Genomic DNA, 25126 nt, shown 5'->3' with positions numbered 1-25126 from the left:
TTTGCACAAGGAGGCTGCAATGGAAGCGGAAATAACCCCAGATCCACAATCAAAAATTGTCTTATTCCTCAATCACTACAAATTCAAGATTGAGCCGGATGCGGTTCTTCCATGTGAACCGAGGGAGGACGAAGGGACGGCTCCTGTCGCTGGTGTACCGCCGATTGCCCCGACAGCAACCTCCGAAACTGCACTTACGCTCAACACGGGACAGGAGGAATCGCCCGATGCAGGTCCCATGATGGCGACGATGGCCGCCGCCTCGGTCCTCAACAAGAGCGTGGCGAACAAGTCCGTGCTCAACAAGACGTCGCTGAACAAAAACAAGAATAAAAATAAAAATAAGAACAAGAACAAGTCGACTATGGATGGCGCCAGCCTCGGCGTGTCGCAGCTTATCCCCGCCTTCGAATTGCGGCGGCTGCACCAGCAACCGTCACGCAACGCCTATACCGCAGCGCGACGTTTTACGTGGGAAATGCTGGATATATTGCCGCCGCCCGGCCCGGATTATACCCGTCTCGAAACGACGGTGCTGCTCTCGATGCAGCGACGCGACCGCGAACGTGTGCGGCGACTGCCCGACATCCAGCTCGAGTCGACAATCTCGGTCTCGGAATTCACGCGAGCATTGTACATCGAGGATCTTGGCGGTTACGAGCAGACGGAAGGACTTTTCCAGGCGATCCTGACGGCCTGCGAATATGTCGGGCTGATTTACAAGAGCAAATTCAACCGACAGCGGCCAAATCAGTTCGAGCCCATGCTGCGGCCATTGCTGGCCGTGCCGGTGCATGAATCCTATCCCAGCAACCACGCCTTCCAGTGCTTTTCGATCGCTTTCGCGTTCTCGACGATCCTACCGGAACATCCGGCCACCGACGAGCTTGCCCGCATTGCCCAGAACGTCGCAGAGAACCGCGAATGGGCTGGTCTCCATTATCCGAGTGACACGCAGGCCGGTCGCGATCTCGCCCGCCGCTTCGCTCCCTACCTCCACGATGCCTTCGGTCCTTTGTTCCAGGCCGTGCACCACGAATGGGTCTGAATTCGCCAGCTGCTCAACAGGGGTAAAACCATGACGGATCAATCGCAAATGCCCGAGCTCACGCCGATAAACTACTATTATCTCTGGCACTTGACCGCGCTTGGCGTGGTCGACGCCGAATATGGATCGCCTCCGCTTGTTCCACCCATGCCCGATGAGAGCGCGGCACGCGCGCTGCCCGATCCCATCATCACCGGCACTGTCTGGGATGATATCGCCTCTGCCGGCCCGTTGCGACCCGCTCGCGTTGCTTTGATCGATGTGGGTGTATCTGCAGATCATCCCAATCTTGCGACACGGCTCGACCGGGAGGCGTCAATCGACTTGACGACGCATCGCTACGGCGCACGCATTCTCGAAATTCTCGATACGACCAGCTCATTTGACCGAGAAGAAAAGCATGCCTTCTTTTCCGGACTCAACATCGCTCCGCTCGGAAATATCGGCCTTTCAAACGACGATGGAGATTATCTCAGTGATCTCGTTGCCGAATATGCCGCATCGGAGGGCGTTTTGCGGCGGCTCTACAATCCGGAATCGCTTTTTGCATCGCATGGTACCTGCTGTGCGGGGCTGATCGTCGGCGAACCCGCCGTCGTTTCGGAAGAAGGTACGCCCGCTCTTCCGCCGGAAGGAGCTTTTTACGGCGATGGCGAGGAGTTGCGCACGAGCGGCAACCGTAATGTCATCCCTTATTTCGGGGTTGACCCTTTCTCGAGGCTCATCTCGATCAGAACGTCCTTCGAAGACGATGTCAGGCAGTTCATTGCGGCCTTTCTCTATGCCTATCATCAGAAGGCGGACGTGATCGTCCTACCGCGTGGCCTGCCGGACCCGATACGCGGTGTGGTCGATCCAAAGAACGAGTTGAAGGCCGACCTGGAACTCTGGAAGAACCAGGATGCCGCCAATCTCTTCACGCGCATTGCCTTCGCCGACCTGGGTGCGCCCGAACTGGAGCCAAAGGCATCGCAGAAAGGCTCCAATCCCGACCGCCCTTGGCACATCCTCAAACAGCTCATCCTCGCTATCAGTCGCCAGATCCCTATCGTCTGTGCCGCAGGAAACAGTGCGGAAAGTCAGCTGATCTACCCAGCAAATCTTGCCGCCGACAATAACGGCATCATCGCCGTGGGGGCCGTTACTGTGGAAGGTTTCCGTTCGGGCTACAGCAATTATGGCGAAGGTTTGACGGTGGTCTGCCCCTCCAACGACGGTGAGGTCTTCAACCGGCATCAGTTGCGCCTCGACCGGCTTTCTCCGTTTGCCGCACAGCATGACTACAACACGCATCGAAGCCGGGAATACTACTATTCACACTTCTCGCTGCTGACGACGGACCTGTCGGGAATTTTTGGCTATGATCAAGGCTCGGATCCATGGTCGGCCATCGTGCCCTTCGGAACCAATCCGGGCATCGGGGGTGGATACTACACGAGCTTCGGCGGCACTTCCGGCGCGTCGGCACAAGTGGGCGGGCTCTGCGCGCTGATACAGCGGGCTTACAAGAGCCGCCACAACGCTGCTGACCGCCTCTCGGGGCCCCGTGTGAAGTCCATTCTGAAAGCAGCATCCCGCCTGGATGCCGTTGTCGCTCCCGGAACAAGAAAACTAACGGCAGATTGCATGAACGCCGAAGGTGAAGACGCCATCGATATGGCCTTTTTCTTCGGGTCGGGCCTGCCGAATGCGCGAACCGCGGTACAGTCAGCCCTCGCCATCTGAATCCCGGTAGGTGACCTTCAAAAATCCAAGCCCCCTTTATCACGGGGGCTTTTTCTTTGTTTACGCGCTTTTTACGGATTTTTAACGCCGAACTGGCGGGCGGATGACGCCCTTGAGCAATAGTGCGTCACAGAAAACGACGCGCACCGCTCCGATGGGACAAAGCCAGCCCGACACGGAGCATTTTCGCCCAAGATGAAATCTTGGTCTGGCTGAGGATAAACCCAAGGAGGCTGTCAATGTCCGCGTCCCGCATTCAACAAGTGGCAGATGAGGCGCGCCATGTGCTCAAGGCCAATCCCCTGATGGCAAGCACCGTCTCCTTGCGACGCATCGCAACGCGCAATCTTTCGAAGCGACGCTTCCGATATGGTCGCGCGCTCGCGGCAGCGTCGAAGCTCGCCGGCTGCTCGACCGGTACAGAGGCGCTGTCAGCCTATTTCCCCGGCCTGGCGGATGGCGGATACACTCGCTTGCTGGAGCTTCCAGCAGCCATTGCCGGACCGGTCAATTCCGACCCCTATCGCTCATCCGTGCTCGCAGCCTGGATGGGTGGGCTCACACGAAGTGTGGAATGGCAGGCCGACGGCCCCGATGCCCGGGTCGTCAGCGACTATCTGCAGACGGATATGATCGCATCGGATCTTGAACTCGAACGTCAGCCGGCGCGCCGGCTCTCCTGTGGCATCGGCCTTGTCCCCTTGGAAAGTCCGGCACGAAGCCGCGTGATGCAATCCCTCCTCCACCAATGCATGCAGGACGATCCAGGTCTCGACCGCATCGTCACCGGCGAGAAGGAGCTGGACCAAATCGCCGGCCATATGGAGAGGGTCTTCGCGCTGATCGCGAAATTGGACATGTACGGGCATCAGCGTCTGATCGACAGCCTGCATACGCTTTACGTTGGCGTGCGGCGCGAACCGGCCTGTTCGGTATCGAGTTCGACTGAATTGCCCGGTAGCGTCATCATCGCCATTTCCAGAGAACGTTTGCGAGACGGTGATCATGCCGAGACCGCGGCCCAATTGCTTCACGAGGCCGGGCATATCCTGCTAGGGCTGTATACGGCCTCGGCGGCAGCATGCCTGCCTGACGAATTCGAGTATGTTTCCCCGTACAAGAACGACCTACAGACGCTCGAAAGCATCCTGCATACGGCCTACACCATTCCCTGGGAGTGCGCCTTCCGCATGGCATGTCTTTCCGCCGAAGCGGATCCTGAGCGCCGCGCCCGAAAGGCTGCATCCATAATAGCCTATGCCGCGCGGCAAGTCCCGCTCATCGATATCGCTCGAAATGGAATAGAGCGTCTCGGCGGCGATGTCCTCCTCGACCTCCCAGACATCGCCGCCATACCTTCATGGAGCGGCCGCATCCAGTTTCTCGTCAACAGACTGCTTGCAGAAGAGCCCATAGCGCACCGCCAAGCCCACTTTGCAGAACGCCAGCAAATTCTCGATCGCCAAGCCTGGGACATCGGACAGATGCTCTTGCGCGGCAAGGAGCCAATTGACCCTCGAATGGGCCGGCGACAGATCGACGACAGCGGCGACAATGTCTTCCTCTGGTACGACGGCAAATTCCATGTGGTCCCCAAAGCGGCAGACCATGCGATGGGCAAGAATTGCAGTCCTCGCGCCGAGACGATCGACGCAACTGCGAAAAGCGAGATGGAGGTGATGTGATGGCCCATCATCGGTCCAAACAGCTGCAAGCGGTTGCCACGGCGCGCGTCGATTTCCCCAACCTCTTCGCCCACAGTGTTGGGCGGGGCGGCAGAGGGGCTCTGTTTCCCGGCATTAGTGCTGATGCTGCCGAGCAACAGGGCCCCAATGTCATCAAGCCTGCATTTGCCGTCTCGCCGAACCCTTCCGACATGAGGGCGCAGGATGAACATGTCCTGGCCACAGACGATCGTCTTGGCTCCCTCCCGGCGCCTCGCTGCCTCCAGCAGATTTGCGACATCGACTTCGTCATCGTCGGATGCGGCGGCCTGGGCTCGCAGATTGCTATCGAGCTTGCGACCCTTGGCGCGCATCGTTTCCTTCTCATGGATGCCGATCGTATCGATGAGATCAACGTGGGCCATCTCCCGTGGGCGAGCCGGGATGATCTCGGCTGGCTGAAGACGGAAAAGTTGTCGAGCTATCTGGCTGCACGCTTTTCGGCCAACGTATTCGCGCTGCCGGAATTTGCGCAAGGGACCGCGGCACTCCGGTTGATCGCGGACTACGCGCAGAATCCGTTCATCGTTCTCGCGGGCGACGATCCGCGTCAGGCCGAAGTCCAGACGGCCGCCCTCGCATCAACAGCCGGGCTGCCACCCCATTTGCATGTCGACTGCCCCGACACCCGTTGCAAACCAGGCCCCTCGATCGCTCTGCCAGCGGATGCAGGCCCGGTCTGCGATTACGACGCCCGTGTCGCAATCGGGCACCGCTCTTTTGCCATGCGGGCAGCGGCCAGTAACACATCCGTCGCTCGCCTTGTCGTCTCGGCGATTGTTCAGGAATGTCTTCCGAAACACGCCCCGCCGCGTGGACGCAGTTGGATATTGGACTTCAAAGGCTCGCAGTGCGAGCTCCGTTCGCTTTCCAGGCGCCCCGCATCCACAAGTCCTTCTTCCACCACGAGAGACACTGATATGGATTATGCCGAACGCTCGAAAGCCGCCCTTCCGGCTGCGACAGGTTCGCAAGCAGCATCGCTCGCGCAGCACTCAGTCATAGGCTACGCCAGCGAGACTGCCGGAAAGGACGAGGAGCTGACAATATCAGAAGTTCTTCGTGATCCACTGATCGCTACCGTAATGCGCGCCGATGGCGTGACGTCAGAAGAATTCAGGCGGCTCCTCGAGACGGTGGCTCGCCGGCTGGAAATCAATCTGGCCAACTCTTTCGACACCGATGGGAAGAAACAGGCCGTCAGGACGCCTGCGCCGCCCAATCGAGGGGATCGTATGTGACATGTTTGCCGAAACGCCGCCGAAGTTGGTTGACGAGCCTGTGTCGTCAATCCGGTCCCAAACCATGGGCTTGGCAATGGCGTTGGCTTTCCAACGGAGTTCAGGGCAATGAGATGCGATATATCAAGAAGGTTTCCGACGATTGTTCTTGTTTCCGCACAAGGCGAAGATCGTAAAGTGATCCGTACCGCACACGAGGCTGCACAATTGTTGCTGAAGGATTGGCCCATCGACGATGGTGAGGAATTCTTTGCGGCGGTGAGAATTTGTCTGAAGGTGCTGACCGGACACGCCGAACCCGATGCCGTGCATGAGGCGATCATTCGCGCCGCACATGAAGCGGGTATTACAGCGGTCACGACCGATCCACACCTGGGTATCTTCAGGATCTATCCTGGCAGCGAGGCCTGCAGCGCAAGCGCCTATCCCAATCCCGCTGCCATTGATCCGCTTCGCCTATCGCCATCAGCGCGCCGGAGGCGGCAACGAAAATGGTCGGGGCGATCCAGAAAGGCATCAAGCGCGGATGTCGAGAAGGCGTCGGGGTGCTTCAAGTGAGGGTACGCCGTTTGCGCTGAAGGCGAACCAACCTCGACCTGCGTAAGGCCGATCAACCCAATCAGAGGCTGGCGTGTCCAGGTAACCGTCAGCGATAGAATAGCTAAGGGACCGTCATGTCGAACAAGGAAGCAGATCGAAGACTGTTCGATCGGATCTGGGCTCTTGGGGCCGAGGCTGTGAGAGACAAGCGCGTTACCGCGCTGACCTATGTCACACTCAGTACGCCTAGCCTGGAAGAGTACCAGAATAGCCGAGGCGCGCGGATGTCGGACTTGATCAAGGTTGTCCAGCTCGGGATACTTCACCTTCGCGAAAAAGGCGAATTTAATCAATCTTGAGCAATGACGATGCCTGCTTTGACAGAGGTCGCGCCTGCGGCCCTCATTCAAGCTGCCTAAATCCCTGACCAGCCGACAGGCAGTGAGTAGCGCGTTTCATAGCGGGCGGCTCTTCGCTTGAAACAAATCATAGTGGTGGCTCGGTAGGACGCCGGGAGCATGACACCCGGGCGCTGAATGCGCCACCCCCTCGTGAATTACGTCGACATCTGCCGCACCTGTCTTACAACGGTTGACGTAAGCCTTCACAGAACCCGCCGCTCTTATCCGAGTTGCGCAATCAAGTTCCCCCACAAAAAACACAGGCTGGCACGTACGACGGACGTTCGGCACCGATAGTTTCGCTCAATTGTTTCCGAATTGCTCTTGCAAAATTATCGATAAAAATATTTTCTATCCATAATTTGAATCAGAGGGACGGAAAAAGTGGAAAAAAGCGATCAAACTTCTGAATTTTTGATGATTTCTGCATCGTGCCCATCAGGCATCTCGCTGGACGACGCCAAAATAATCTATAATTCGCCGTTTAGCGATCTGCTCTTCCGTGCCCAAACCATTCACCGCGCACATTTCGACCCCAACGCCGTGCAGATGAGCCGTCTTTTGTCGATCAAGACGGGTGGATGCGCTGAGGATTGCGGGTATTGCAGTCAGTCCGCCCACTACCCGACCGGCCTGAAGGCCTCGAAGCTGATGGAAGTCGAGCGCGTTCTCACCGAGGCGCGTAAAGCCAAGGATGCGGGGGCGACCCGCTACTGTATGGGGGCGGCCTGGCGCAGCCCGAAGGACCGCGACATGGACACGCTGGTCGCCATGGTCGAGGGTGTGAAAGCGCTCGGTATGGAAAGCTGCATGACGCTCGGCATGTTGACTGAGCGTCAGGCAGGCGAACTCGCGGAAGCTGGCCTCGACTACTACAACCATAACATCGACACGTCCGAGCGCTTCTATTCGGAGATCATCACCACCCGAAGCTTTGAAGATCGGCTCGATACGCTGGAAACGGTGCGCATGGCCGGCATCAAGGTGTGTGCCGGGGGGATCCTGGGCATGGGCGAGACGGTCGATGACCGGATCTCCATGCTGCTGACGCTGGCAAACCTGCCCGTGCCGCCGGAAAGCGTGCCGATCAACCAGCTCATCCCCATTCCCGGTTCGAAGCTGGCAGACGCGGAACCTGTCGATCCGATCGATTTCGTGCGAACGATCGCCCTCGCGCGCATCCTGATGCCAGCCTCGCATCTACGCCTTTCGGCCGGACGCACCGAGATGAGCGACGAGATGCAGGCGCTCTGTTTCTTCGCGGGCGCCAACTCCATCTTTGTTGGCGACACGCTGCTGACCGCAGACAATCCCGGCGACGATCACGACACGGCGCTCTTCCGCCGTCTCGGCCTTTCTCCGATGCCGCTGGAGCCGGCGGTGTGACGGCGATACTTTCGGACTATACCGCCACGCTGGAGGGCCTGCGGCGCAAGGCGCGGCTGCGCAGCCTGGCGCCGCAGCGTGGCGTGGACTTCACCTCGAACGATTTTCTTGCACTTGCGGGCGCCCCGCGCCTCAAGGCGGCGATCATGGCGGCGATGGAAAGGGGCGTTCCGCCGGGCGCAGGCGGATCGCGTCTGCTGCGTGGCAACCATTCCGAACACGAGGCGCTGGAAGTGGAAGCCGCCGAGTTTTTCGGCGCGGAACGCGTGCTTTATTTCGGCAGCGGCTACGTCGCCAATTCCGCACTTTTCTCGACCTTGCCCCGGCGCGAGGATCTGATTGTGCACGATGCGCTCATTCATGCGAGCGCCCATGAGGGCATTGTAGCGAGCAAGGCAGCGTCCGTCAGCGCCGAACACAACGATGCGAACGCCTTCGATGAGGCAATCCGGAACTGGCGCAGGAGCGGCGGCAGGGGCCGTCCCTGGATTGCGGTCGAGAGCCTCTATTCCATGGACGGCGACAGAGCGCCGCTCGCCGCCCTTGCCGATATTGCCGATCGCCACGAGGGCTTTCTGGTAATCGACGAGGCCCATGCCACCGGCGTTTTCGGCAGAAGCGGCAGAGGACTGGCGACGGGGTTGGAAGGCCGAGACAACGTGCTTGCCCTGCATACTTGCGGCAAGGCGCTGGGCGTTTCCGGAGCCCTGCTTGCGATCCCCTGCGCACTTGCCGACTACCTCGTCAATCGTGCCCGCGCCTTCATCTATTCCACCGCACCCTCGCCTCTCATGGCGGCAGGCGTGCGTGAGGCCTTGCGCATGCTGGATGACGAACCCGAGCGCCGCGAGGCCCTGGAACGCTTGGTCGCTTTTGTCGGCCATGGATTGAGGAGCCGATTCGGCAAGGAGCCGAGCGGCTCGCAGATCCAGCCGGTCGTTATCGGCGACAACGCGCGTGCGCTACGAATTGCCGAAACTCTTCAGGCCCAAGGGTTCGACATCCGCGCGATCCGTCCGCCAACCGTGCCGGAAGGCACGGCGCGCCTGCGCCTCTCGATTACGCTCAATGTGGATCAGGAGCAGATTGCGAGCATGCTGGATTGCCTTGCCGACGCCATGGAGAAACACAGGAAATGACCGCCCGTTTCGTGATAACCGGCACGGATACCGGGATCGGCAAAACCGTGTTCGCCGCGGCGCTAGCGGGTGCACTCAACGCCCGATACTGGAAGCCCGTGCAATCCGGACTGGAGGACGAGACCGACAGCGACACCGTCGTCCGGCTGAGCGGCCTGCCGTCCGACCATATCCTGCCGGAGACCTATCGGCTTTCCACCCCGGTCTCGCCGCATCTTTCGGCGCGCCTCGATGGTGTCGAGATAGACGCTGCCAGACTTGAGCCGCCGGAATGCGACGGTCCGTTGATCATCGAGGGGGCTGGTGGCCTGCTGGTCCCACTCACGAAAGAAACGGTCTTTGCCGATGTCTTCGCCCGCTGGCGCATTCCCGTCATTCTCTGTGCGCGAACGTCGCTCGGCACCATCAATCATACGCTCCTGTCCATCGAGGCGCTGCGCAGCCGTGACATTCCCATTTTTGGTGTCGCTTTCATCGGACCGGAAAATGCCGACAGCCAGGCGACCATCGCCACTATCGGGCAAGTGAAGGCGCTGGGGCGATTGCCGCTGCTGGAAAACCTGACTGCTGAAACACTGCGCCGCGCCTTTCACGAGCACTTCGACATTGCCGCCCTGATGGAGGCACGCGCGTGACCCCCTCGCCCGTCTGGCATCCCTTCACACAGCATGCCCTGGAACCGCCGATGAAGCGCATCGTCGCGACCGAAGGCGCATATCTGTTCGACGAGGACGGCAACCGCATACTCGACGCGATCTCGTCATGGTGGGTGATCACTCATGGCCATCGCCATCCCGCCATCATGGCAGGAATCCGCGAGGCGACAGAAGCCTACGACCAGATCATCTTCGCCGAATTTACCCATGAACCCGCAGAAGTTCTCGCTGAACGCCTGTTCGCCTTCGCACCCTCCGGATTGAAACACGTCTTCTATTCGGACAGCGGGTCGACGGCCGTCGAGGTGGCGATCAAGATGGCGCTCGGCACGTTCCACAATCGCGGCATTGCGCGTGATCGCATCGTCGTGATGGAACATGGCTACCATGGCGACACGATCGGCGCGATGTCCGCCGGAGAGCGCGGCGTGTTCAACGCCCCCTTCGAGCCGCTGCTCTTCGGCGTCGACCGCCTCCCCTTTCCCGAACCCGGTCGGGAGCAGAAAACGCTCGATGCGTTCGAAACCATCTGCCGTTCGGGAAGAGTCGCCGCTATCCTGATCGAACCGTTGGTGCTCGGCGCCGGCGGGATGAAATTCTACGGGAGCGCGGTCCTCACTGCCTTGAAGGAAATCGCCGGCCGGCACGGCTGCCTGTTCATTGCCGATGAGGTCATGACCGGCTGGGGTCGCACCGGAACGCGTTTTGCCTGCGAACAGGCGGGCGTGGCGCCCGATATCCTCTGCACATCGAAGGGTCTGACTGGAGGCGCCCTGCCGCTGGCAGCCACCCTTTGCACCGGTGAAATTTTCGAGGCGCATCTGTCTCGCGACCGGCGCAAGACCTTTTTCCATTCGAGCTCCTATACCGCTAACGCAATCGCCTGTGCGGCGGCTGTCGCCAATCTGCAGGTTTGGCACGATGAACCGGTGGAAACCCGGATTACCGAACTTGCTGCGCAGCACGCCAAGCATCTGCAGCGCTTCCAGAACGACGCGAGATTTATAAACGTCAGGCAATGCGGGACGATCGCCGCCCTCGATCTTGCTGTGCCGTCCGGCGGCTACCTCGCCGAAGCGGGGCCGCGCTTGCGCAGGCTGTTTCGCGAACGCGGGCTGCTTCTGCGCCCGCTCGGAAACGTCATCTATCTGATGCCGCCCTATTGCACGAGCGCCGAGGATATCGCTGTCGCCTATGACGCGATCGATGAAGTCGCCTCGCTCGTTCTCGAGGAAACTGTGTCGTGACGCCCCTCTCCTCCCGGCTCGCCGGATTCGGTCACGCCGTTCCATCCCGCATTGTCCACAATGCGGAAATCGAAAGCCGGCTCGGCCTTGAGGAGGGCTGGATCGAAAGACGCACCGGCATCCGATCCCGCCATTGGGCGGCAGAGGGGGATACATTGAGCGGCCTCGCCGCCGCGGCCGGGAAAATGGCTATTGAGGACGCCGCGATCGCGCCGGGCGAGATCGCCATGATCCTGCTCGCCACCTCGACGCCGGACCATCTCTTGCCGCCCTCGGCGCCGCTGCTGGCACACAAGCTCGGTTTAAAAAATTCCGGAGCCATCGATCTTGCCGGAGCCTGCTCCGGCTTTCTCTACGCGCTGACACTGGCAGACGGCTTCGTGCGAGCACATGGTCGAGCAGTGCTGGTCGTGGCCGCCAATATCCTCAGCCGCCGCATCAACCCGGCGGAACGCGCCAGCGCCGTTCTGTTTGCCGATGGCGCCGGCGCGGTCGTGCTTGTCCCATGCCGCAACCGTCAGAGCGGCCTCAAGGCAGCCGTCCTGGCTTCGGATGGGAGTGGCTATGATCTCATCACCATACCGTCCGGAGGCAGTAACAGGCCCTTCTCTTCCGAAACCGCAGCAGACCAGGTGCTGATGACGATGCGCGATGGGCGCGAGGTCTTCTCGCGTGCTGTCGAATTGATGACACGCACCTCGCGCCAGGCGATCAACGAGGCCACCGCAACGATCTCCACCATCGATCGCTTCATTCCGCACCAGGCTAATGCCCGCCTCTGCGACGCGGTTCGCCACAATCTCGAATTGGAAGAAAGCAAGCTTGTGAGCACGATTGCGGAATTCGGCAACTCTTCGGCTGCGACCATTCCGCTCTCCCTTTCAGTTGAAAATCACCGCAAACCATTCAAACCCGGAGAGCGCCTTCTCATGGCCGCCGCCGGTGCGGGCATGGCGGGTGGGGCTGTCGTCCTTGCGGTATGAACCGCGGGGTGAAGATGCACACCTGTATTGAAGCCGATGATCGTTCGAGGAGCGACAGGGCTAGCAGAGGCCCGTCTCACGGGCTGCCCGCTCGAGCCCTTCACGAAAATCGGGGTGGGCCAGGCCAATCAGTGCGCTCGCCCGCTCGGCTACGGACTTACCCTTCAGGTTCGCCCATCCATATTCCGTAACGACGATATGGGTATCGTTGCGCGATGTCGTCACCGGTCCGGTCAGCGTCGGAACGATACGCGAAAGCGTGCCATTCGCCGCAGTCGAATGACAGGCGATGATCGATCGTCCCCCGCGAGAGGCATAAGCACCGCGCACGAAATCAACCTGGCCGCCGGACGCACTGAATTGCCGTCCGTTCACGAACTCGGAATTGCACGCGCCGTTCAAATCGATCTGGAGCGTCGCGTTGACCGATACGACCCGATCATTCCGCGCGATGACGAAGGGATTGTTCACGTAATCGACCGGATAGGCCTCGACTGACGGATTGTTGTCCAGGAAGTCGTAAAGCGCCTGATCTCCCAGTGCGAAGGTGAATATGGACCGCCCGGCATGTGTCTGCTTGCGACTGTTGTCGACCACGCCCGCTTTGACCAGGCTGGCAAGACCCGGCGTCATCATTTCCGTATGGATGCCAAGGTGGCGATGTCGAGAAAGTCCCGAGCATACGGCATCGGGAAGAGCTCCAATGCCCATCTGCAGGCAATCGCCATCGTCGACCAAGCCAGCAATGATCGCTCCGATGGCGTCGTCGACCTCGTTGCGAGGGGCGGCGGGCAATATCGGCAGGCTGATGTTGTTTTCAACAAGTGCCGTCGCGCTTGATACGGGGATCATGCAATCGCCGCGCACGTAGGGCATATTGCTATTGACTTCGAGGATCAGGCGAAGTCCGGGTTTTCGCGATATTGTCAGGGCATAATCGGTGCTGGCGCCAAGGCTGAAATTGCCATCTTCATCCATCCGAGAAACGGTTGCAATCAACGTATCCACGCCGACATGCTCGATCATGGAGCGTGGCACCTGACTGAAATGACACGGCACCAGATCGACGGCGGGCAACGCCTCCGCCAATCTCCTCTTGTCGAGCGCACGCTCGACGCCCGAATGAAAGTAACTCATCGGGACGATCAGGTCGCGCAGTTCGAAATCGAATACGCTTTTGCCGGCAACGCCGGCGCAAAGCAGATAGTAGAGGCGCACATCCTCGATTGCTCGTGCACGAGCGCGCTCGGCAAGTGCTGCCAGGAGTGCGGGTGGCTGACCGGCGGCGAGCGGCATCGCAACCTTCGCCCCGGACGGGATCATCGTGGCCGCCGTCTCTGCAGATGTCAGCAGTGTGCGATATTGCTTCTCATGGATCGTGGTCATTGGGCCCTCCTCCCAGTCCACGCAGCGCGCACGGTTTGAACGCGCAGCTCCGCCAATCCACTATGCGCATTCTACGTCACCAAGGCGAGAGCCTTCATCAAATGGCAATGCCGATTTACAAGATCCAAGCTGTGCGAAGCACCACAAGAAACTGACACGAGCCAAAACCGAACGATAGTGGCGACGTGCGGCTCCTCATTGCTTTAGGCCTACCAGTTTCGGGAGCGGCGCGTTCGCATGACAGTCTTGACCGGGACACCAGCGCCACCGCTTCGGAGAGCTTTTCAGATCCTTTTAATCTTGCGCTGCAATTGGCCGCGCTCGACGATGTCGCGCTCGGCCTGTGGGGCAATTCTGAAGATGACACCTTCATGAACTGCCCCATTGGGAACGACCGAACGCGTCAGGATGCCATCGCATAATGCCGATTTTCTGAGGCGCGAGCACTGCTTGTCCGGAACCGGTACAGCAATTCCGCGAGGTTCTCCGTTTCCTGTGTCAGGCTCTGAGCTGCGGCCGTGGTCTGTTCCACCATCGCCGCATTTTGCTGTGTCACCTTATCCATCTGATCGCCGGCGGCCGAGACCTCGCGCAGGCTTGTGGCCTGCTCGCGGGCTGCCACCGCGATCTCCGCAACCGTCGCATTCATCGCAGTCACCTGTTCGACGATCTGTTCGAGCGAGACACCGGATTCGCCGACCAGTTCGACGCCGGTCTTGACCTGCGTCGAGGAAGTGGAGATCAGTTCCTTGATCTCCCTTGCCGCGTTGGCCGAGCGCTGGGCGAGCTCGCGCACTTCCTGGGCGACGACAGCAAAGCCCTTGCCGGCTTCACCGGCGCGCGCGGCTTCGACGCCGGCATTCAGCGCCAGGAGGTTGGTCTGGAAGGCGATCTCGTCGATGACGCCAATAATGTTGCCGATCTTCGACGAGGAGTTCTGGATTTCCGTCATTGCCGCGATGGCGCGAGAAACGATCTGACCACCCTTTTCCGCGTTGGTGCGGGCGGTTGCCACGACAGACTGGGCGCGGCTGGCGCCTTCCGCCGTTCCGTTGAGGCCGCGGGTGACATCGCCGAGCGCCGCAACCGTCTCCTCCAGCGAAGCGGCCTGCTGCTCGGTGCGGCGGGCGAGATCGTTGGAGGCGGTGGAGATTTCCGCAAGGCCCGACCGGATGGTCGTGACCGCGCGAATAACGGCGTCGATTGCTTCTTCCAGGCTTGCGACCGAGTTGTTGAAGTGATCGCGGATCCCGACATAGCGGTGGTCGACTTCGCCGACGCGGACGGAGAGATCGCCCTTCGAGAGCGCATCCAGGCCGACCGAAATCTGACGGAAGGCATGCTCCATCACATGGGCGTCGCTGAGGCGCTCCGCTTCCTGGCGCAGCCGTTCTTCTTCGGCTGCCAGGCGCGCGCGCTCGGCATTGGCTTCGGCGATCAGCTTGGCGCGACCGGTCTCCTGGAAGACCTTCAGCGAGCGCGCCATGGCACCGAGCTCGTGACGATGCTCGACGCCCTTGATCACGATGGTCTCGTCGCCGCGGGCAAGCCGCTCCATGGACTGCGCCATGCCGCGAACGGCAGAGGAAACCAGACGGCCGACGAAATAGGAGAGCAGGAGGCCGATGACGATCAACAACCCGCTGATGACCAGCGTCGTGCTGGTCGCGGCAGCGACCGTTGCTTCGACCGAACCGTCCAGGTTCTTCTGCGCGCCGGTCACGGTTACCTGCAGATCCTTGAACGCGCTCGAAATCTTCGGTGCGAGTACGTTGAGCTCCGTCTGACGGATATTGCCGGATGCCTGCAATACTTCCTTCATATCGCCGAGACGGGCAGTGTAATTCTGCATGAGCTGGCCGGCGCCCATCAGGCGCTTCTTCTGCAGCTCGTTCTTGGCAGCCTTGGCAGCGGCATCATTGAGCGCCACTGCTTCGGCGAGCGCTGCTTGCGCCGCGTCATAGGCGGCAAAATCGTTCGAATGCACGAAGCGTTCGGAGAAGTAGAGGCTGCGGTTCAAGGCTTCCAGCGTCTCCGCCGTCATGTGCAGCAGAGCCACGTCGTTCTGGCGCCAGGCGCTGCGCATCACATCGTTGAGCGCGATGCTGGTCCAGGGGCCGAACTCGGTGACCTTGGAGATCAACAAATCGCGGCGGGCCTGAAGGGAGACGATCTGTTCGAACGCCTTGCCGTAGGCGGCAATGTCCTGGCGGATTGCCGCAAGGCCGGATTGCAGGTCCTTGTTGCCGGCAAAGCGTGGGTCATCCGCCTCGAAAGCTTTGACGCCGGCGCGGAAGCTGTCGACGACGGCCTGCGTCGGCGTGGAACGGAAGGCCTCGGCCGACATCTGGATCTCGTGGAGCTGGTCGCTGTAGTCCGAGATCGCCAGACTCTGACCCGCTGTGACGCGATAGGAAGCGAAGATGCCGGCAAGCCCGTTCATGCCGGAGATGGCGCTGATGGTGAGAAGGCTCATCAGCAGGATCAGCGGCACGAAGCCCGAGGTGATCTGCGCGCGAATGCCGAATTTATTCCAGAAATGCAACATGATAGGCCTCTTATGCTCACTGGCTCTTCGGCAGATATTTGGCGATGTTTTCAGGTGTCACGAGCTCGAAGGGAACGTTGTTTTCCCGGGGCACCTTCTCCTTGTTGGCGAGCTTGACCGCAGCGTCGACCGCAGTAGCCCCCTGCCCAATGGCGCTCTGGAGAATGGTGACGTCAAGATCGCCGGCCTCCATCGCCGCGAGCGCATCGTCCGTCGCGTCGACGCCGGCGACGACGACGTCCTTCATCGGCATGCCGGCCTTCTTCATCGCGTGGATCGCGCCAAGCGCCATCTCGTCGTTGTTGGCGATAACGGCGTCGAACTTGACGCCGGCGGCCAGCCATTCCTGCATCTGCTGATCCGCATAATCGTGCGACCAATAGGCCGCCTGCCGCTCGACGATTTCGAGGCCCTTGCATTCCGGCGTGGCGATGACATCAGATATGTCCTGGGTGCGGGCGCGAGCCGCCGCATGGAAGGGTTCGCCCATCAGCACGACGACGCGGCCCTTGCCCTTGAGGAGGGCGCAAACCTGCTTCGTCTCCAGCGTTCCCGACTCCTTCTCGTTGGAAGCGACCACCACCTGATTTTCCGGCAGGTCGAGCAGATTGGAGGGAACATTGTTGATGTAAACAAGCGGGATGCCGGCATCCGCCGCCATCTTCGTCATCTGCGGACCGAGGTCGCCATCGGAGACCGCAAGGATGATCGCGTCGACTTTGTCGGCAATGAGCTTCTGGACCTGCTTCTTCTGCAGCTCATTGTCGCCCTTGGCATTTTCGGTAACCAGCTTCAGTCCGGATATCGTCTGCCCGTGGCTGACGACGCCGTTCAGCAGCAGCGTTCTGAATTTGTCGAGATCAGACATCGAGATGCCGATTGTCTGGGCGCTGGCGGCGGAGATCGACATCGCCAAGGTTATGGATGCGAGCGTGGCAGTCTTCACTAAATTCCCTCCGCGATTTGCATAGAGCCGGATCGTTACAAATCTTGGTAAATTTTACCTTTCATTCGCAGAGGGTTGGCCAAGGAATTTAACGGTTAAGATGACTGGCTTCAGGTTCGCAAACAGGCCATATACGCAAACAGGACAGACCGAGCCACGTTTGCCGGAAGCTCGACCTCTGAGAAACTGGCCGGCCGTCATGTCACGACACAGATCGCCAAAACCTGAACGATGCGGCTTCTACGCTTTCGCGTTCGCGTTCGCGGGGGAACTTCGCATCCAGTCGGCCCGCACTGGGGACAGCGTGGCTCAATACTGCGTGAAATCACCCGATTCCGATTGAAGCAGCGTCAGAGGATAGCGCGCAGGATGATGGACCAGCGCTGTCAGGTTGACCGGGCGGTTGCGATCGTCGAAAGCGATCTGGTCCACGGTGAGAACCGCGGCTGGCGGCGGCAGCTCGAGCATCACAGCCTCCTGATCCGTTGCAAGGCGCGCGCTCAGCGTTGTCTGCCCGCGCTTCGGATGAATGCCATAGCGCTCGCGAAGCTCGGCATAGAGCGACCGGTTGGCAACGGCCCAGTCGAGATCGAGCAGGCCCGGAACGCGTGAAGCCGGTATCCAATCGGTCTGGACGACGGCAGGTATGTTGTCGAGAAGACGAAGCCTCGACAAGAGAACCACTTCGGCGCCAGGCGCCAGGAACAGCGGACGGCTTACCTCAAGCGGTGCATGCACGATGCTCGCCTCGATCAGCTGATGACCGGGACTTCGCCCGTTCGCTATCGCGATGCTGGTGAAGCTTTTCAGAACCTGCAGTTCGAAGCCGCCGCCACGCTCGGCGACGTAGAGTCCTTTTCCCGGCTGGCTGTGTATCACGCCCTGCTGAACCAATTCGCGGACGGCATGGCGCACCGTGATCCGGCTGACATTGTAGAGATCGACAAGTTCCCGTTCTGACGGCAGCTTGCCGCGCAGCGGCAGTTTGCCATCGCGGATGGACGCCAGAAGTGCTTCGTAGACCTGCCTGTGCAAGGGGCGAGGATCGTTGCGGTCGATGCCGCCCTGTGGCGCGATGAATGATGCCGGCGCTTGCTGCATCTTGAATCCGATCCTGTGCTATGTGGAGCACTCTTGCCGTTTTGTATCTTCGACGCAACCGCCGGCAGAGTCCATGTTGACATGACTGGTCATAACCAGTCCTATTGGAAGCAAGGAGACAAAGAGCTCCGCATAATGCCGAAGCGTTATCAACGAAGGGAACAATCGATGCTGAAGAAAAGCCTTGCCGCATTGGCGATATCTGCTGCCCTCTGGGGTAGCAGCGCACATGCCGAAACCATTTCCGTGTTTTGCTCGCCGACGGAATTCGAGCTCTGCACGAACGTTGCCAATGCCTGGAAGGAAAAGACGGGCAATGAGGCCAAGATCAACAAGATGCCCGCGCTTCTCGACGACGCGATCCCGATCTATCAGCAGCTGCTCGCCGCCAAATCCAAGGACGTCGACGTTCTTTTCCTCGATGTGATCTGGCTCGGCATGTTCAAGAGCAACCTGCTCGACCTCAAGACAATGATCCCGCAGGCAGACCAGGACAAGCATTTCGCCTCGACACTCAACGCGGCCAAACTCGACGGCAATCTCATTGCCATGCCGGCCTATATGGACGTCGGGCTCATGTTCTACCGCAAAGACCTGCTCGAAAAATACGGCAAGGCGGCGCCGAAGACCTGGGACGAGCTGGCTGCCACGGCCAAGGAAATTCAGGACAAGGAGAGGGCTGCGGGCTCGGCCGACATGTGGGGCTATGCCTGGCAGGCCAAGAGCTATGAGGGCCTGACCTGCGACGCAATCGAGCTTGTTGCTTCCAACGGCGGCGGCACCATCATTTCCGACGATGGGAAGGTGACCATCGACAACCCGCAGGCTGCCGCAGCGCTCGAAAAGGCGAAGGACTGGATCGGCTCGATCAGCCCCGAGGGTGTCCTCAACTATGATGAGGAGCAGTCGCGCGCCGTCTTCGAATCCGGCAACGCGGTCTTCCACCGCAATTGGCCTTATGTCTGGGGCACCTCGCATGAAAAGGGGAGCAATGTTGTCGACAAGGTCGGCGTGATGCCCCTCCCGGTCGGCAAGGAAGGCGAAAAGTCGAGCGGATGCCTTGGCCCGATGTACTACGGCGTCAACAAATACAGCGCCAAGCCTCAGGTCGCGGCCGACTTTGTGAACTTCATCACCGGCCCGGACATGCAGAAGATGCGTGCGCTGAAGGCGGCGCTCAATCCGTCGATCCAGGCGCTCTATAGCGATCCGGAAGTCCTCGAGAAAATACCCTTCCTCAAGGATAACCAGCAGGCTTTTGCCGATAGCGCCGTGCGCCCGTCCGGCTACACCGGCACAAGCTACAATCGCGTGTCGCAGGCTTTCTACCGCTCGGTTCACGACATGCTTTCCGGCGGTGCCGAGGTCAAGTCCAGCCTGACGTCGCTGGCCGGTCGACTTGAGAAACTGAAGGAAAGCCGCTGACGCTCTCCGGATCTCCGGCGGCGGGAATGATCCGCTGCCGGAACGCGTCACTGCCTCGCCATCGAATAGGGTGGCGAGCCCTCTGCCGTCTCATACCCCCAGGTGAACAATGGCATCGGTTTCGCTCGAATCCGTTTCGAAGAATTTTGGTACGCATACTGTTATCCAGAATGTCGACCTGCAGATTATCGACGGCGAGTTTGTCGTTTTCGTCGGTCCCTCCGGTTGCGGCAAGTCAACGCTTCTTCGCATCGTCGCCGGCCTGATCTCCGCGTCGAATGGCGTGGTGAGGATCGGTGGCGACGACGTGACTGATGTGCCCGCCTCCCAGAGAGGTGTAGCCTTCGTCTTCCAGTCTTACGCGCTCTATCCGCATATGAACGTTGCGCGCAATATCGGTTTCGCGCTTGAGACCCTCGGCATGAACAGGGCCGCGATCAGCGAGAAAGTGCGGTCAGTCGCACGGATGCTGAAGGTCGATCATCTGCTCGAACGCCGGCCCCGCGAGTTGTCCGGCGGACAGCGCCAGCGCGTTGCGATCGGCCGAGCCTTGGTGCGCCAGCCCGAAATCTTCCTCTTCGATGAGCCGCTGTCCAATCTCGATTCGGATCTGCGTATGGAGATGCGCATGGAGATCGCCAAGCTCCACGATGATCTGAAGACGACGATGATCTATGTCACCCATGACCAATCGGAAGCGATGACGCTTGCCGACCGGATCGTCGTTCTCAATCACGGACGTATTGAGCAGGTCGGCACGCCGAAGGAACTCTACCACAGCCCCGACAACCGGTTTGTCGCAGGCTTCATCGGCAGCCCCCGGATGAACTTCCTGCCCGTTCAGTCAGCTTCAGCCAAGGTGACCGGCCCGGGCGGCCTCGTTATCGATGCAGGCCCCGAGGGCCAAACTATCGCCGAAATCGGCATACGGTCGGAGGCGATCCAGCTAGTGAACGCTGGAGACGGACGAATGACCTGCGTGCTCGAACGTATCGAGGATCTTGGCCATGAGCATTTTGCCTACTGCCGCATCAACGGCGACGTCATCTGGGTCATCCGCGTCAATGTCGAGCCGCCGAGGGAACTGATCGGCACTGAGGTCGGTCTCAATTTCCGGGATACTGCGATCTTTGCCTTCGCTGCCGATGGAAAACGCCTCATTCTCAACCGTCAGGCCGCCGTGATCGAAGGAGGGCGGCAATGAGCGCCCGGCTTGCCCGCCGCGACCATCGTGCGGCCTGGCTGTTTCTGCTGCCGGTTATCATCGTCATGCTGGTCGTCGCACTCTGGCCGCTCGGCCGCACCTTCTTCTTCGCCTTCACCGATGCCTATCTTGACGACCCCTCCGTCTATTCAATGACGGGAATCGATAACTTTCTTGAGGTCATCAACGACCGCAGCTGGTGGATTGCCGTCAAGAACACGCTGATCTTCACGGTCATCTCGGTCGCGATCGAGACGGTTCTCGGCCTGGCGATCGCGCTCCTCGTCAATGAAGCCATTCCCGGCCGCGGGCTGGCGCGCGCCGCCATCCTCGTGCCCTGGGCGATCCCGGTCGTCGTCTCGACGAAGATCTGGGAATGGATGCTCAACGACCAGTTCGGCGTTATCAACAAGCTCCTCATCGGGCTTGGCCTCATCGATCATGGCATTCCCTGGACGGCGAGCGGATCACTGCTGATGGGTGTCGTGATCTTCGTCGACGTGTGGATGACGACCCCGTTCATGGTTCTGCTCATCCTGGCAGGCCTGCAACTGATATCGTCGGAGATATTCGAGGCAGCGGAGGTCGATGGCATTCCGGCTTGGAAGCGTTTCTGGTCGATCACCCTGCCGATGCTGCGCCCGGCGATCGGCGTAGCGGTCCTCTTCCGCGCTCTCGATGCGCTCAGGATGTTCGACCTTGCCTATGTGATGGCGGCGAGCAACGAGAGCGTCATGACCGTCTCCATCTATGCGCGCGACCGGCTGATCAGCTTCCAGGAACTGGGCATCGGCTCGGCGGCATCGACCTGGGTCTTCCTGCTGGTCGCGCTTGTCGCCATCATCATCATCGGGGTCCTTCGCCTCGACAGAGCCGCGGGGACCTGAGCGACATGGCAGATGCAATCATCCCGAAGACCGTCCGCAGGCCTGCCTCCTATTTCAGGATGCGGCGCCGTGTCGTGCGAAGCCTGCAGATCCTGGCCCTTCTGCTCGTCCTGTTCTACACGCTGTTTCCCTATTACTGGGCCTTCGTTTCCTCGACGAAGCAGGGTTCGGCACTCTATCAATCGGCGCTGATGCCGGCGTTCGACTTCACCTACTATCGCCAGTTGCTCGACAATCCCGTTTTCATGGGCTCGCTGCTGAACTCGGCCTATGTCGCAGTTTCAACCACGTTCCTGTCGCTCGTCATCGGGCTCAGCGCCGCTTATGCGCTGGGGCGCATCGACTTTCCGCAACGGCGCACCATACTGATGATCGTGCTGATGATCTCGATCTTCCCGCAGGTCGTCGTTCTCTCCGGCATGTTCGAGCTGATCAACTGGATGGGCCTGTTCAACCGGCCAAGCGCGCTCGTCCTCACCTATCTCCTGTCGACCGTGCCCTTCACGACCTGGATCCTGACCACGTTCATCCGCGAGTTTCCGCGGGAACTCGAAGAGGCGGCGATCATCGACGGCTGCTCACATTTCAGAATTCTGATGAAGATCCTGTTGCCACTCATGGGACCTTCGCTTGCCAGCACCGGCATTCTTGCCTTCATTCTGGCTTGGAACGAGTTCCTCTTCGCGTTGACCTTCACGCTGACGGACGAGAACCGGACCGTGCCGGTTGCGATCGGCCTGATAGCCGGCAATAGCCGGTACGAATATCCGTTCGGTCAGATCATGGCCGCATCAGTTACCGTAACGTTGCCGCTGATCATCGTCGTATTGATTTTCCAGAGACGTATCGTTGCCGGCCTGACGGCAGGCGCCATCAAGGGCTGACAAAGGACTAAACCATGGACATGCTGGTAAAACTCTACGAGCTGAAGGCCGATCCTGCGCTCGATAAACGCATCGCCGAACAGGGTATCGCCATCCGGCGTGTCCTTGCGCCGGAGTTGAGCGCTCTGACGGCCTGGATCGAGCCGCGCTTCGGATCCGGCTGGGTCGCGGAAGCGACGGTTGCCACCATGCGCCAGCCGCCCACTTGCTTCATCGCAATCCAGAACGACGAACTCATCGGCTTTGCCTGCCACGACGCAACCGCCAAGGGCTTTTTCGGGCCGACCGGCGTCGATACGGCCGCCCGCGGCAAAGGTGTCGGCCACGCTCTGCTGCTGACCACGCTTCTCGATATGTACGCGCACGGCTACGCCTACGGGGTAATCGGGGGCGCTGGCCCGATGGAGTTCTACCGTCGAAGCGTCGGGGCAATCCCGATCGAAGGCTCGGACCCCGGCATCTATCGCGGCATGCTGCCGCTTGCCCAGCCGAGAGGCATTTCGGAATCGGGCCACTAAGTCTGATCGTGACAGATGTAAAAAGCTCACGGAGACGTGTCGCTAGATCATCGTCTCCAGTGCTGTGGTCACGGCACCTGAGACGATGCTCACTTCAATTGAGAGACGCCTTGGCAACCGAAATAGGCATGCCGGCGGCTTTCAACCCAGCAAGGAAACGCTCCTGGTCTTCGGTCCGGGCGAGCCGCTTGGCGACTTCGCGCCCGACATTCGGGATCAGTGCGGGTGACCGGAGCTGGATCCAATCGAGTTGCTCCTTTGCCTCGGCCGTTTTCCCAAGGGTCCCGAGGATGGAGAGCAAGACGAGGCGATGCATCGGGTTGTAGTTCAGATCCGACATGCGCGACCAAAGTTCCGCGGCTTGCGTGTCACCCCGCATGAACGCACAGAGCGCCATCCCGACTTCGTAATAGCCGCGTGGCCCGGCGTTCCTGTTGATGGCCTCGGAAATCAATTCACAGCCTCTGCTCCATTCTCCCGACATCGACAGACGCAAGCCATATTCCCCCGCCACTTCCGTGTCGTTCGGATTGCTGGCATAGGCCGCTTCGCCGGCGCGCAGGGCCGCAACCATGTCATTGCTGAAAAAGTCGGCGAGCATCAACGCCTGAAGGGCGCGCGCATTCTTCTGGTCGAGTTGTACGGCGCGTTCGGCAAGCTCCTTTGCAAGATTGAGTGTGGCGGCGGTCGGATTGGTGTTCAACTGGTACGGAAAGCGGAACTCGTCGAGATGGACCAGCGAGAGGAAGGCGGCAACATTGGAATCATCGGGCGTCTTCTCGATGGCCCGCTGCAGGCAAGACTTCGCAACATCATGGGCCTTCACGGTCATCTCGCTACGATAGCTATAGTAGGAGAGAATGCAGGCAAAAGCGTCCGAGCCCCCGGCGATGCTGGCAGTGTCTGCCGTAAATATGACGCCGAACGGCCGTGCCACCGCCGTCGCGATATGTTCCGCTAGACTCGCCTGCGTTTTCAGGATGCCCTGCACTTTCATGTCGGCATCGTAATTGTTGGCCCAGATGACCACTCCATCCACCCGTCGCACGAGCCTGGCAGTCGAGCGCAGGGTGCTGCCTTCCAACCGCACGCTTCCCTGGAGAGCATAGAGCGGCTGCGGTGACGCCTGGCCTTCTCGATTGCGTGGCAGCGGAGCGACCACGACAATATCGTTGAAGGGGACGAGTTTTTCGATGATGTCGTCGGTGATGCCACGAGAGATATCGGATGCATGTCCGTCATCAGAGGCACTTTCAAAATGCTCGACAACGATGGTTGGGCGACTGGCTACCCCCCTCGCCGCTTTGGTGTTCGTGTCGAACGGGCTGACATGCTCGAGCATCACAGCCACAGAGGCGAGGACGATCCCAACACCCCCCGCAATCAGCCAATATCGGGAGCGCGACAGATGCCTGCTCGCTGCGGCCCGGCTGGTCGTGTTCCTGATGACGTTGACCCGCCCGGCGTCATCTCCTCCCGATAAAGGCTGAGGTTCTTGTCCGAAGCTTGAGACATCCGCATCCTCGATATCCTGTCTCACATCGAAGACCGGTACGTAGCCACCACGGGGAACCGTGATGACGATCCGGTCAGAGCTGCCGGCGGTCAGATAATAATGTTCCAGTTCCCGCCTCAGCCGCCCGGCTTCGATGCGGACACATGGATCCTGCTGGGCATCGAAGTTCGCATCCCTGCCGAAAACCGCCTGGGCGATGGTAAAGGCCTTCAGATAATCGCGACGGCCCGCAAGTGTCTCGTTTACGACAAATTCAAGGAATCGCCCCGCCCGCTCGGGAAGTCGAAACTCCGGGCTGGATAGGATGCGCTCAAGTTGCTGCAGCACCTCCTCCTGAGAAGGTGCGCTGCCGCAAGCCCTGTCAATGCCTGCATTTGTCATCGGCGCCCTCGAATCCGATTGATCACAACCTGCAGTATGCTGCCACCGACGATAATCCCATGTCGTCACCGCGGCAACGTGATTTAATAGAAAAGGCTAATTTAACGGAAGGATTTCAAGAATCGACCGTATGACGTCAAGGTTACTGCAGGCGGTCATCGGTCGGCGTAAGATACCGTATCCTACCGCAATGGACGTGTATTTTACTGCCCTCGTCCCCGCGCGCGCTCTATCATCATC

The 25126-nt window shown here is 60.0% G+C and carries 22 protein-coding genes and 1 pseudogene; 18 read left to right on the top strand and 5 right to left on the bottom strand.

Annotation, left to right across the window (positions count from 1 at the left end; translation table 11 throughout):
* Positions 1 to 19 precede the first annotated feature (19 nt).
* From FHX06_RS32915 to FHX06_RS32860, 12 genes and pseudogenes are all read left to right on the top strand, one after another.
* Positions 20 to 1048: a phosphatase PAP2 family protein gene (locus tag FHX06_RS32915; RefSeq protein ID WP_183882417.1), complete on the top strand. Its 1029-nt coding sequence runs from the start codon at positions 20 to 22 to the stop codon at positions 1046 to 1048.
* Positions 1049 to 1078: 30 nt separating this feature from the next.
* Positions 1079 to 2773, top strand: a complete 1695-nt coding sequence (locus tag FHX06_RS32910) for a S8 family serine peptidase (protein ID WP_113210296.1) — start codon at positions 1079 to 1081, stop codon at positions 2771 to 2773.
* Positions 2774 to 3012: 239 nt separating this feature from the next.
* Entirely contained in the window at positions 3013 to 4458 is a 1446-nt protein-coding gene (locus FHX06_RS32905) for an aKG-HExxH-type peptide beta-hydroxylase (protein ID WP_113210297.1), read from the top strand.
* Positions 4458 to 5078, top strand: a pseudogene (locus FHX06_RS36360) (ThiF family adenylyltransferase); the annotation flags it as partial. The gene FHX06_RS32905 and the pseudogene FHX06_RS36360, both read left to right, overlap by 1 nt.
* Positions 5079 to 5498: 420 nt before the next feature.
* Positions 5499 to 5738 (top strand): hypothetical protein, encoded by a 240-nt coding sequence (locus FHX06_RS36355; protein WP_113210376.1) that lies wholly within the window; start codon positions 5499 to 5501, stop codon positions 5736 to 5738.
* 108 nt (positions 5739 to 5846) lie between these two features.
* Entirely contained in the window at positions 5847 to 6296 is a 450-nt protein-coding gene (locus FHX06_RS32890; protein WP_113210298.1) for a DUF982 domain-containing protein, read from the top strand.
* A gap of 116 nt (positions 6297 to 6412) precedes the next feature.
* Entirely contained in the window at positions 6413 to 6637 is a 225-nt protein-coding gene (locus FHX06_RS32885) for a hypothetical protein (protein ID WP_112545395.1), read from the top strand.
* A gap of 459 nt (positions 6638 to 7096) precedes the next feature.
* Positions 7097 to 8065, top strand: coding sequence for a biotin synthase BioB (bioB, locus tag FHX06_RS32880; protein WP_113210299.1), 969 nt, complete (start codon positions 7097 to 7099; stop codon positions 8063 to 8065).
* Entirely contained in the window at positions 8062 to 9204 is a 1143-nt protein-coding gene (locus FHX06_RS32875) for an 8-amino-7-oxononanoate synthase (RefSeq protein ID WP_183882415.1), read from the top strand. Before bioB ends, FHX06_RS32875 begins: the two co-directional genes overlap by 4 nt.
* Positions 9201 to 9839, top strand: coding sequence for a dethiobiotin synthase (gene bioD / locus FHX06_RS32870; protein WP_183882413.1), 639 nt, complete (start codon positions 9201 to 9203; stop codon positions 9837 to 9839). Before FHX06_RS32875 ends, bioD begins: the two co-directional genes overlap by 4 nt.
* Positions 9836 to 11107, top strand: coding sequence for an adenosylmethionine--8-amino-7-oxononanoate transaminase (locus FHX06_RS32865; protein WP_113210302.1), 1272 nt, complete (start codon positions 9836 to 9838; stop codon positions 11105 to 11107). Before bioD ends, FHX06_RS32865 begins: the two co-directional genes overlap by 4 nt.
* A complete protein-coding gene (locus tag FHX06_RS32860) occupies positions 11104 to 12090 on the top strand; it encodes a beta-ketoacyl-ACP synthase III (protein WP_113210303.1) in 987 nt (328 codons plus the stop codon). Before FHX06_RS32865 ends, FHX06_RS32860 begins: the two co-directional genes overlap by 4 nt.
* A gap of 60 nt (positions 12091 to 12150) precedes the next feature.
* Here FHX06_RS32860 and FHX06_RS32855 read toward each other — a convergent pair whose 3' ends face one another.
* Entirely contained in the window at positions 12151 to 13476 is a 1326-nt protein-coding gene (locus tag FHX06_RS32855) for an acetyl-CoA hydrolase/transferase family protein (protein WP_113210304.1), read from the bottom strand.
* Between the two features lie 185 nt (positions 13477 to 13661).
* Here FHX06_RS32855 and FHX06_RS32850 point away from each other — a divergent pair, with 185 nt between their 5' ends.
* Positions 13662 to 13898, top strand: a complete 237-nt coding sequence (locus tag FHX06_RS32850; protein ID WP_183882411.1) for a hypothetical protein — start codon at positions 13662 to 13664, stop codon at positions 13896 to 13898.
* On the opposite strand, the gene FHX06_RS32845 is transcribed toward FHX06_RS32850, so the two are convergent.
* From FHX06_RS32845 to FHX06_RS32835, 3 genes are all read right to left on the bottom strand, one after another.
* Positions 13880 to 16024, bottom strand: a complete 2145-nt coding sequence (locus tag FHX06_RS32845) for a methyl-accepting chemotaxis protein (protein ID WP_113210305.1) — start codon at positions 16022 to 16024, stop codon at positions 13880 to 13882. The two genes, FHX06_RS32850 and FHX06_RS32845, sit on opposite strands and share 19 nt — an antisense overlap.
* Positions 16025 to 16040: 16 nt before the next feature.
* Complete coding sequence (locus tag FHX06_RS32840) at positions 16041 to 16970, bottom strand: substrate-binding domain-containing protein (protein ID WP_112545387.1); 930 nt, start codon at positions 16968 to 16970, stop codon at positions 16041 to 16043.
* A 309-nt stretch (positions 16971 to 17279) separates the two neighbouring features.
* Positions 17280 to 18071 (bottom strand): GntR family transcriptional regulator, encoded by a 792-nt coding sequence (locus tag FHX06_RS32835; RefSeq protein ID WP_112545386.1) that lies wholly within the window; start codon positions 18069 to 18071, stop codon positions 17280 to 17282.
* Positions 18072 to 18239: 168 nt separating this feature from the next.
* On the opposite strand from FHX06_RS32835, the gene FHX06_RS32830 reads away from it, so the two are divergent.
* The 5 genes from FHX06_RS32830 to FHX06_RS32810 all read left to right on the top strand — a co-directional run bounded on the left by FHX06_RS32830 (position 18240) and on the right by FHX06_RS32810 (position 22989).
* Positions 18240 to 19496 carry an ABC transporter substrate-binding protein gene (locus FHX06_RS32830; protein WP_183882409.1) on the top strand — a complete coding sequence of 419 codons (1257 nt, stop codon included), beginning with the start codon at positions 18240 to 18242 and terminating at the stop codon, positions 19494 to 19496.
* A gap of 109 nt (positions 19497 to 19605) precedes the next feature.
* Complete coding sequence (locus FHX06_RS32825; protein ID WP_183882407.1) at positions 19606 to 20700, top strand: ABC transporter ATP-binding protein; 1095 nt, start codon at positions 19606 to 19608, stop codon at positions 20698 to 20700.
* On the top strand, positions 20697 to 21587 hold the full coding sequence (locus FHX06_RS32820) for a carbohydrate ABC transporter permease (RefSeq protein ID WP_112545383.1): 891 nt from the start codon (positions 20697 to 20699) through the stop codon (positions 21585 to 21587). The genes FHX06_RS32825 and FHX06_RS32820 overlap by 4 nt, the downstream gene beginning before the upstream one ends.
* Before the next feature lie 5 nt (positions 21588 to 21592).
* Entirely contained in the window at positions 21593 to 22471 is an 879-nt protein-coding gene (locus FHX06_RS32815) for a carbohydrate ABC transporter permease (RefSeq protein ID WP_112545382.1), read from the top strand.
* A 14-nt stretch (positions 22472 to 22485) separates the two neighbouring features.
* Entirely contained in the window at positions 22486 to 22989 is a 504-nt protein-coding gene (locus FHX06_RS32810; protein ID WP_183882405.1) for a GNAT family N-acetyltransferase, read from the top strand.
* Positions 22990 to 23083: 94 nt separating this feature from the next.
* On the opposite strand, the gene FHX06_RS32805 is transcribed toward FHX06_RS32810, so the two are convergent.
* Positions 23084 to 24886, bottom strand: a complete 1803-nt coding sequence (locus FHX06_RS32805; RefSeq protein WP_183882403.1) for a hypothetical protein — start codon at positions 24884 to 24886, stop codon at positions 23084 to 23086.
* Positions 24887 to 25126: the final 240 nt, after the last annotated feature.

Origin of the sequence: Rhizobium sp. BK512, from assembly GCF_014194915.1 — a bacterium.
Lineage (GTDB): Bacteria > Pseudomonadota > Alphaproteobacteria > Rhizobiales > Rhizobiaceae > Rhizobium.
This window is presented reverse-complemented; position numbering and strand designations above follow the sequence as displayed.

Excerpts from the sequence above, each read along its gene's own strand:
- FHX06_RS32910 (WP_113210296.1), top strand. The coding sequence starts at position 1,079 with ATGACGGATCAATCGCAAATGCCCGAGCTCACGCCGATAAACTACTAT.
- FHX06_RS32805 (WP_183882403.1), bottom strand. The coding sequence starts at position 24,886 with ATGACAAATGCAGGCATTGACAGGGCTTGCGGCAGCGCACCTTCTCAG.
- FHX06_RS32885 (WP_112545395.1), top strand. The coding sequence starts at position 6,413 with ATGTCGAACAAGGAAGCAGATCGAAGACTGTTCGATCGGATCTGGGCT.
- bioB (WP_113210299.1), top strand. The coding sequence starts at position 7,097 with ATGATTTCTGCATCGTGCCCATCAGGCATCTCGCTGGACGACGCCAAA.
- FHX06_RS32830 (WP_183882409.1), top strand. The coding sequence starts at position 18,240 with ATGCTGAAGAAAAGCCTTGCCGCATTGGCGATATCTGCTGCCCTCTGG.
- bioD (WP_183882413.1), top strand. The coding sequence starts at position 9,201 with ATGACCGCCCGTTTCGTGATAACCGGCACGGATACCGGGATCGGCAAA.
- FHX06_RS32820 (WP_112545383.1), top strand. The coding sequence starts at position 20,697 with ATGAGCGCCCGGCTTGCCCGCCGCGACCATCGTGCGGCCTGGCTGTTT.
- FHX06_RS32845 (WP_113210305.1), bottom strand. The coding sequence starts at position 16,024 with ATGTTGCATTTCTGGAATAAATTCGGCATTCGCGCGCAGATCACCTCG.
- FHX06_RS32825 (WP_183882407.1), top strand. The coding sequence starts at position 19,606 with ATGGCATCGGTTTCGCTCGAATCCGTTTCGAAGAATTTTGGTACGCAT.
- FHX06_RS32905 (WP_113210297.1), top strand. The coding sequence starts at position 3,013 with ATGTCCGCGTCCCGCATTCAACAAGTGGCAGATGAGGCGCGCCATGTG.
- FHX06_RS32835 (WP_112545386.1), bottom strand. The coding sequence starts at position 18,071 with ATGCAGCAAGCGCCGGCATCATTCATCGCGCCACAGGGCGGCATCGAC.
- FHX06_RS32915 (WP_183882417.1), top strand. The coding sequence starts at position 20 with ATGGAAGCGGAAATAACCCCAGATCCACAATCAAAAATTGTCTTATTC.
- FHX06_RS32890 (WP_113210298.1), top strand. The coding sequence starts at position 5,847 with ATGAGATGCGATATATCAAGAAGGTTTCCGACGATTGTTCTTGTTTCC.
- FHX06_RS32810 (WP_183882405.1), top strand. The coding sequence starts at position 22,486 with ATGGACATGCTGGTAAAACTCTACGAGCTGAAGGCCGATCCTGCGCTC.
- FHX06_RS32815 (WP_112545382.1), top strand. The coding sequence starts at position 21,593 with ATGGCAGATGCAATCATCCCGAAGACCGTCCGCAGGCCTGCCTCCTAT.
- FHX06_RS32855 (WP_113210304.1), bottom strand. The coding sequence starts at position 13,476 with ATGACCACGATCCATGAGAAGCAATATCGCACACTGCTGACATCTGCA.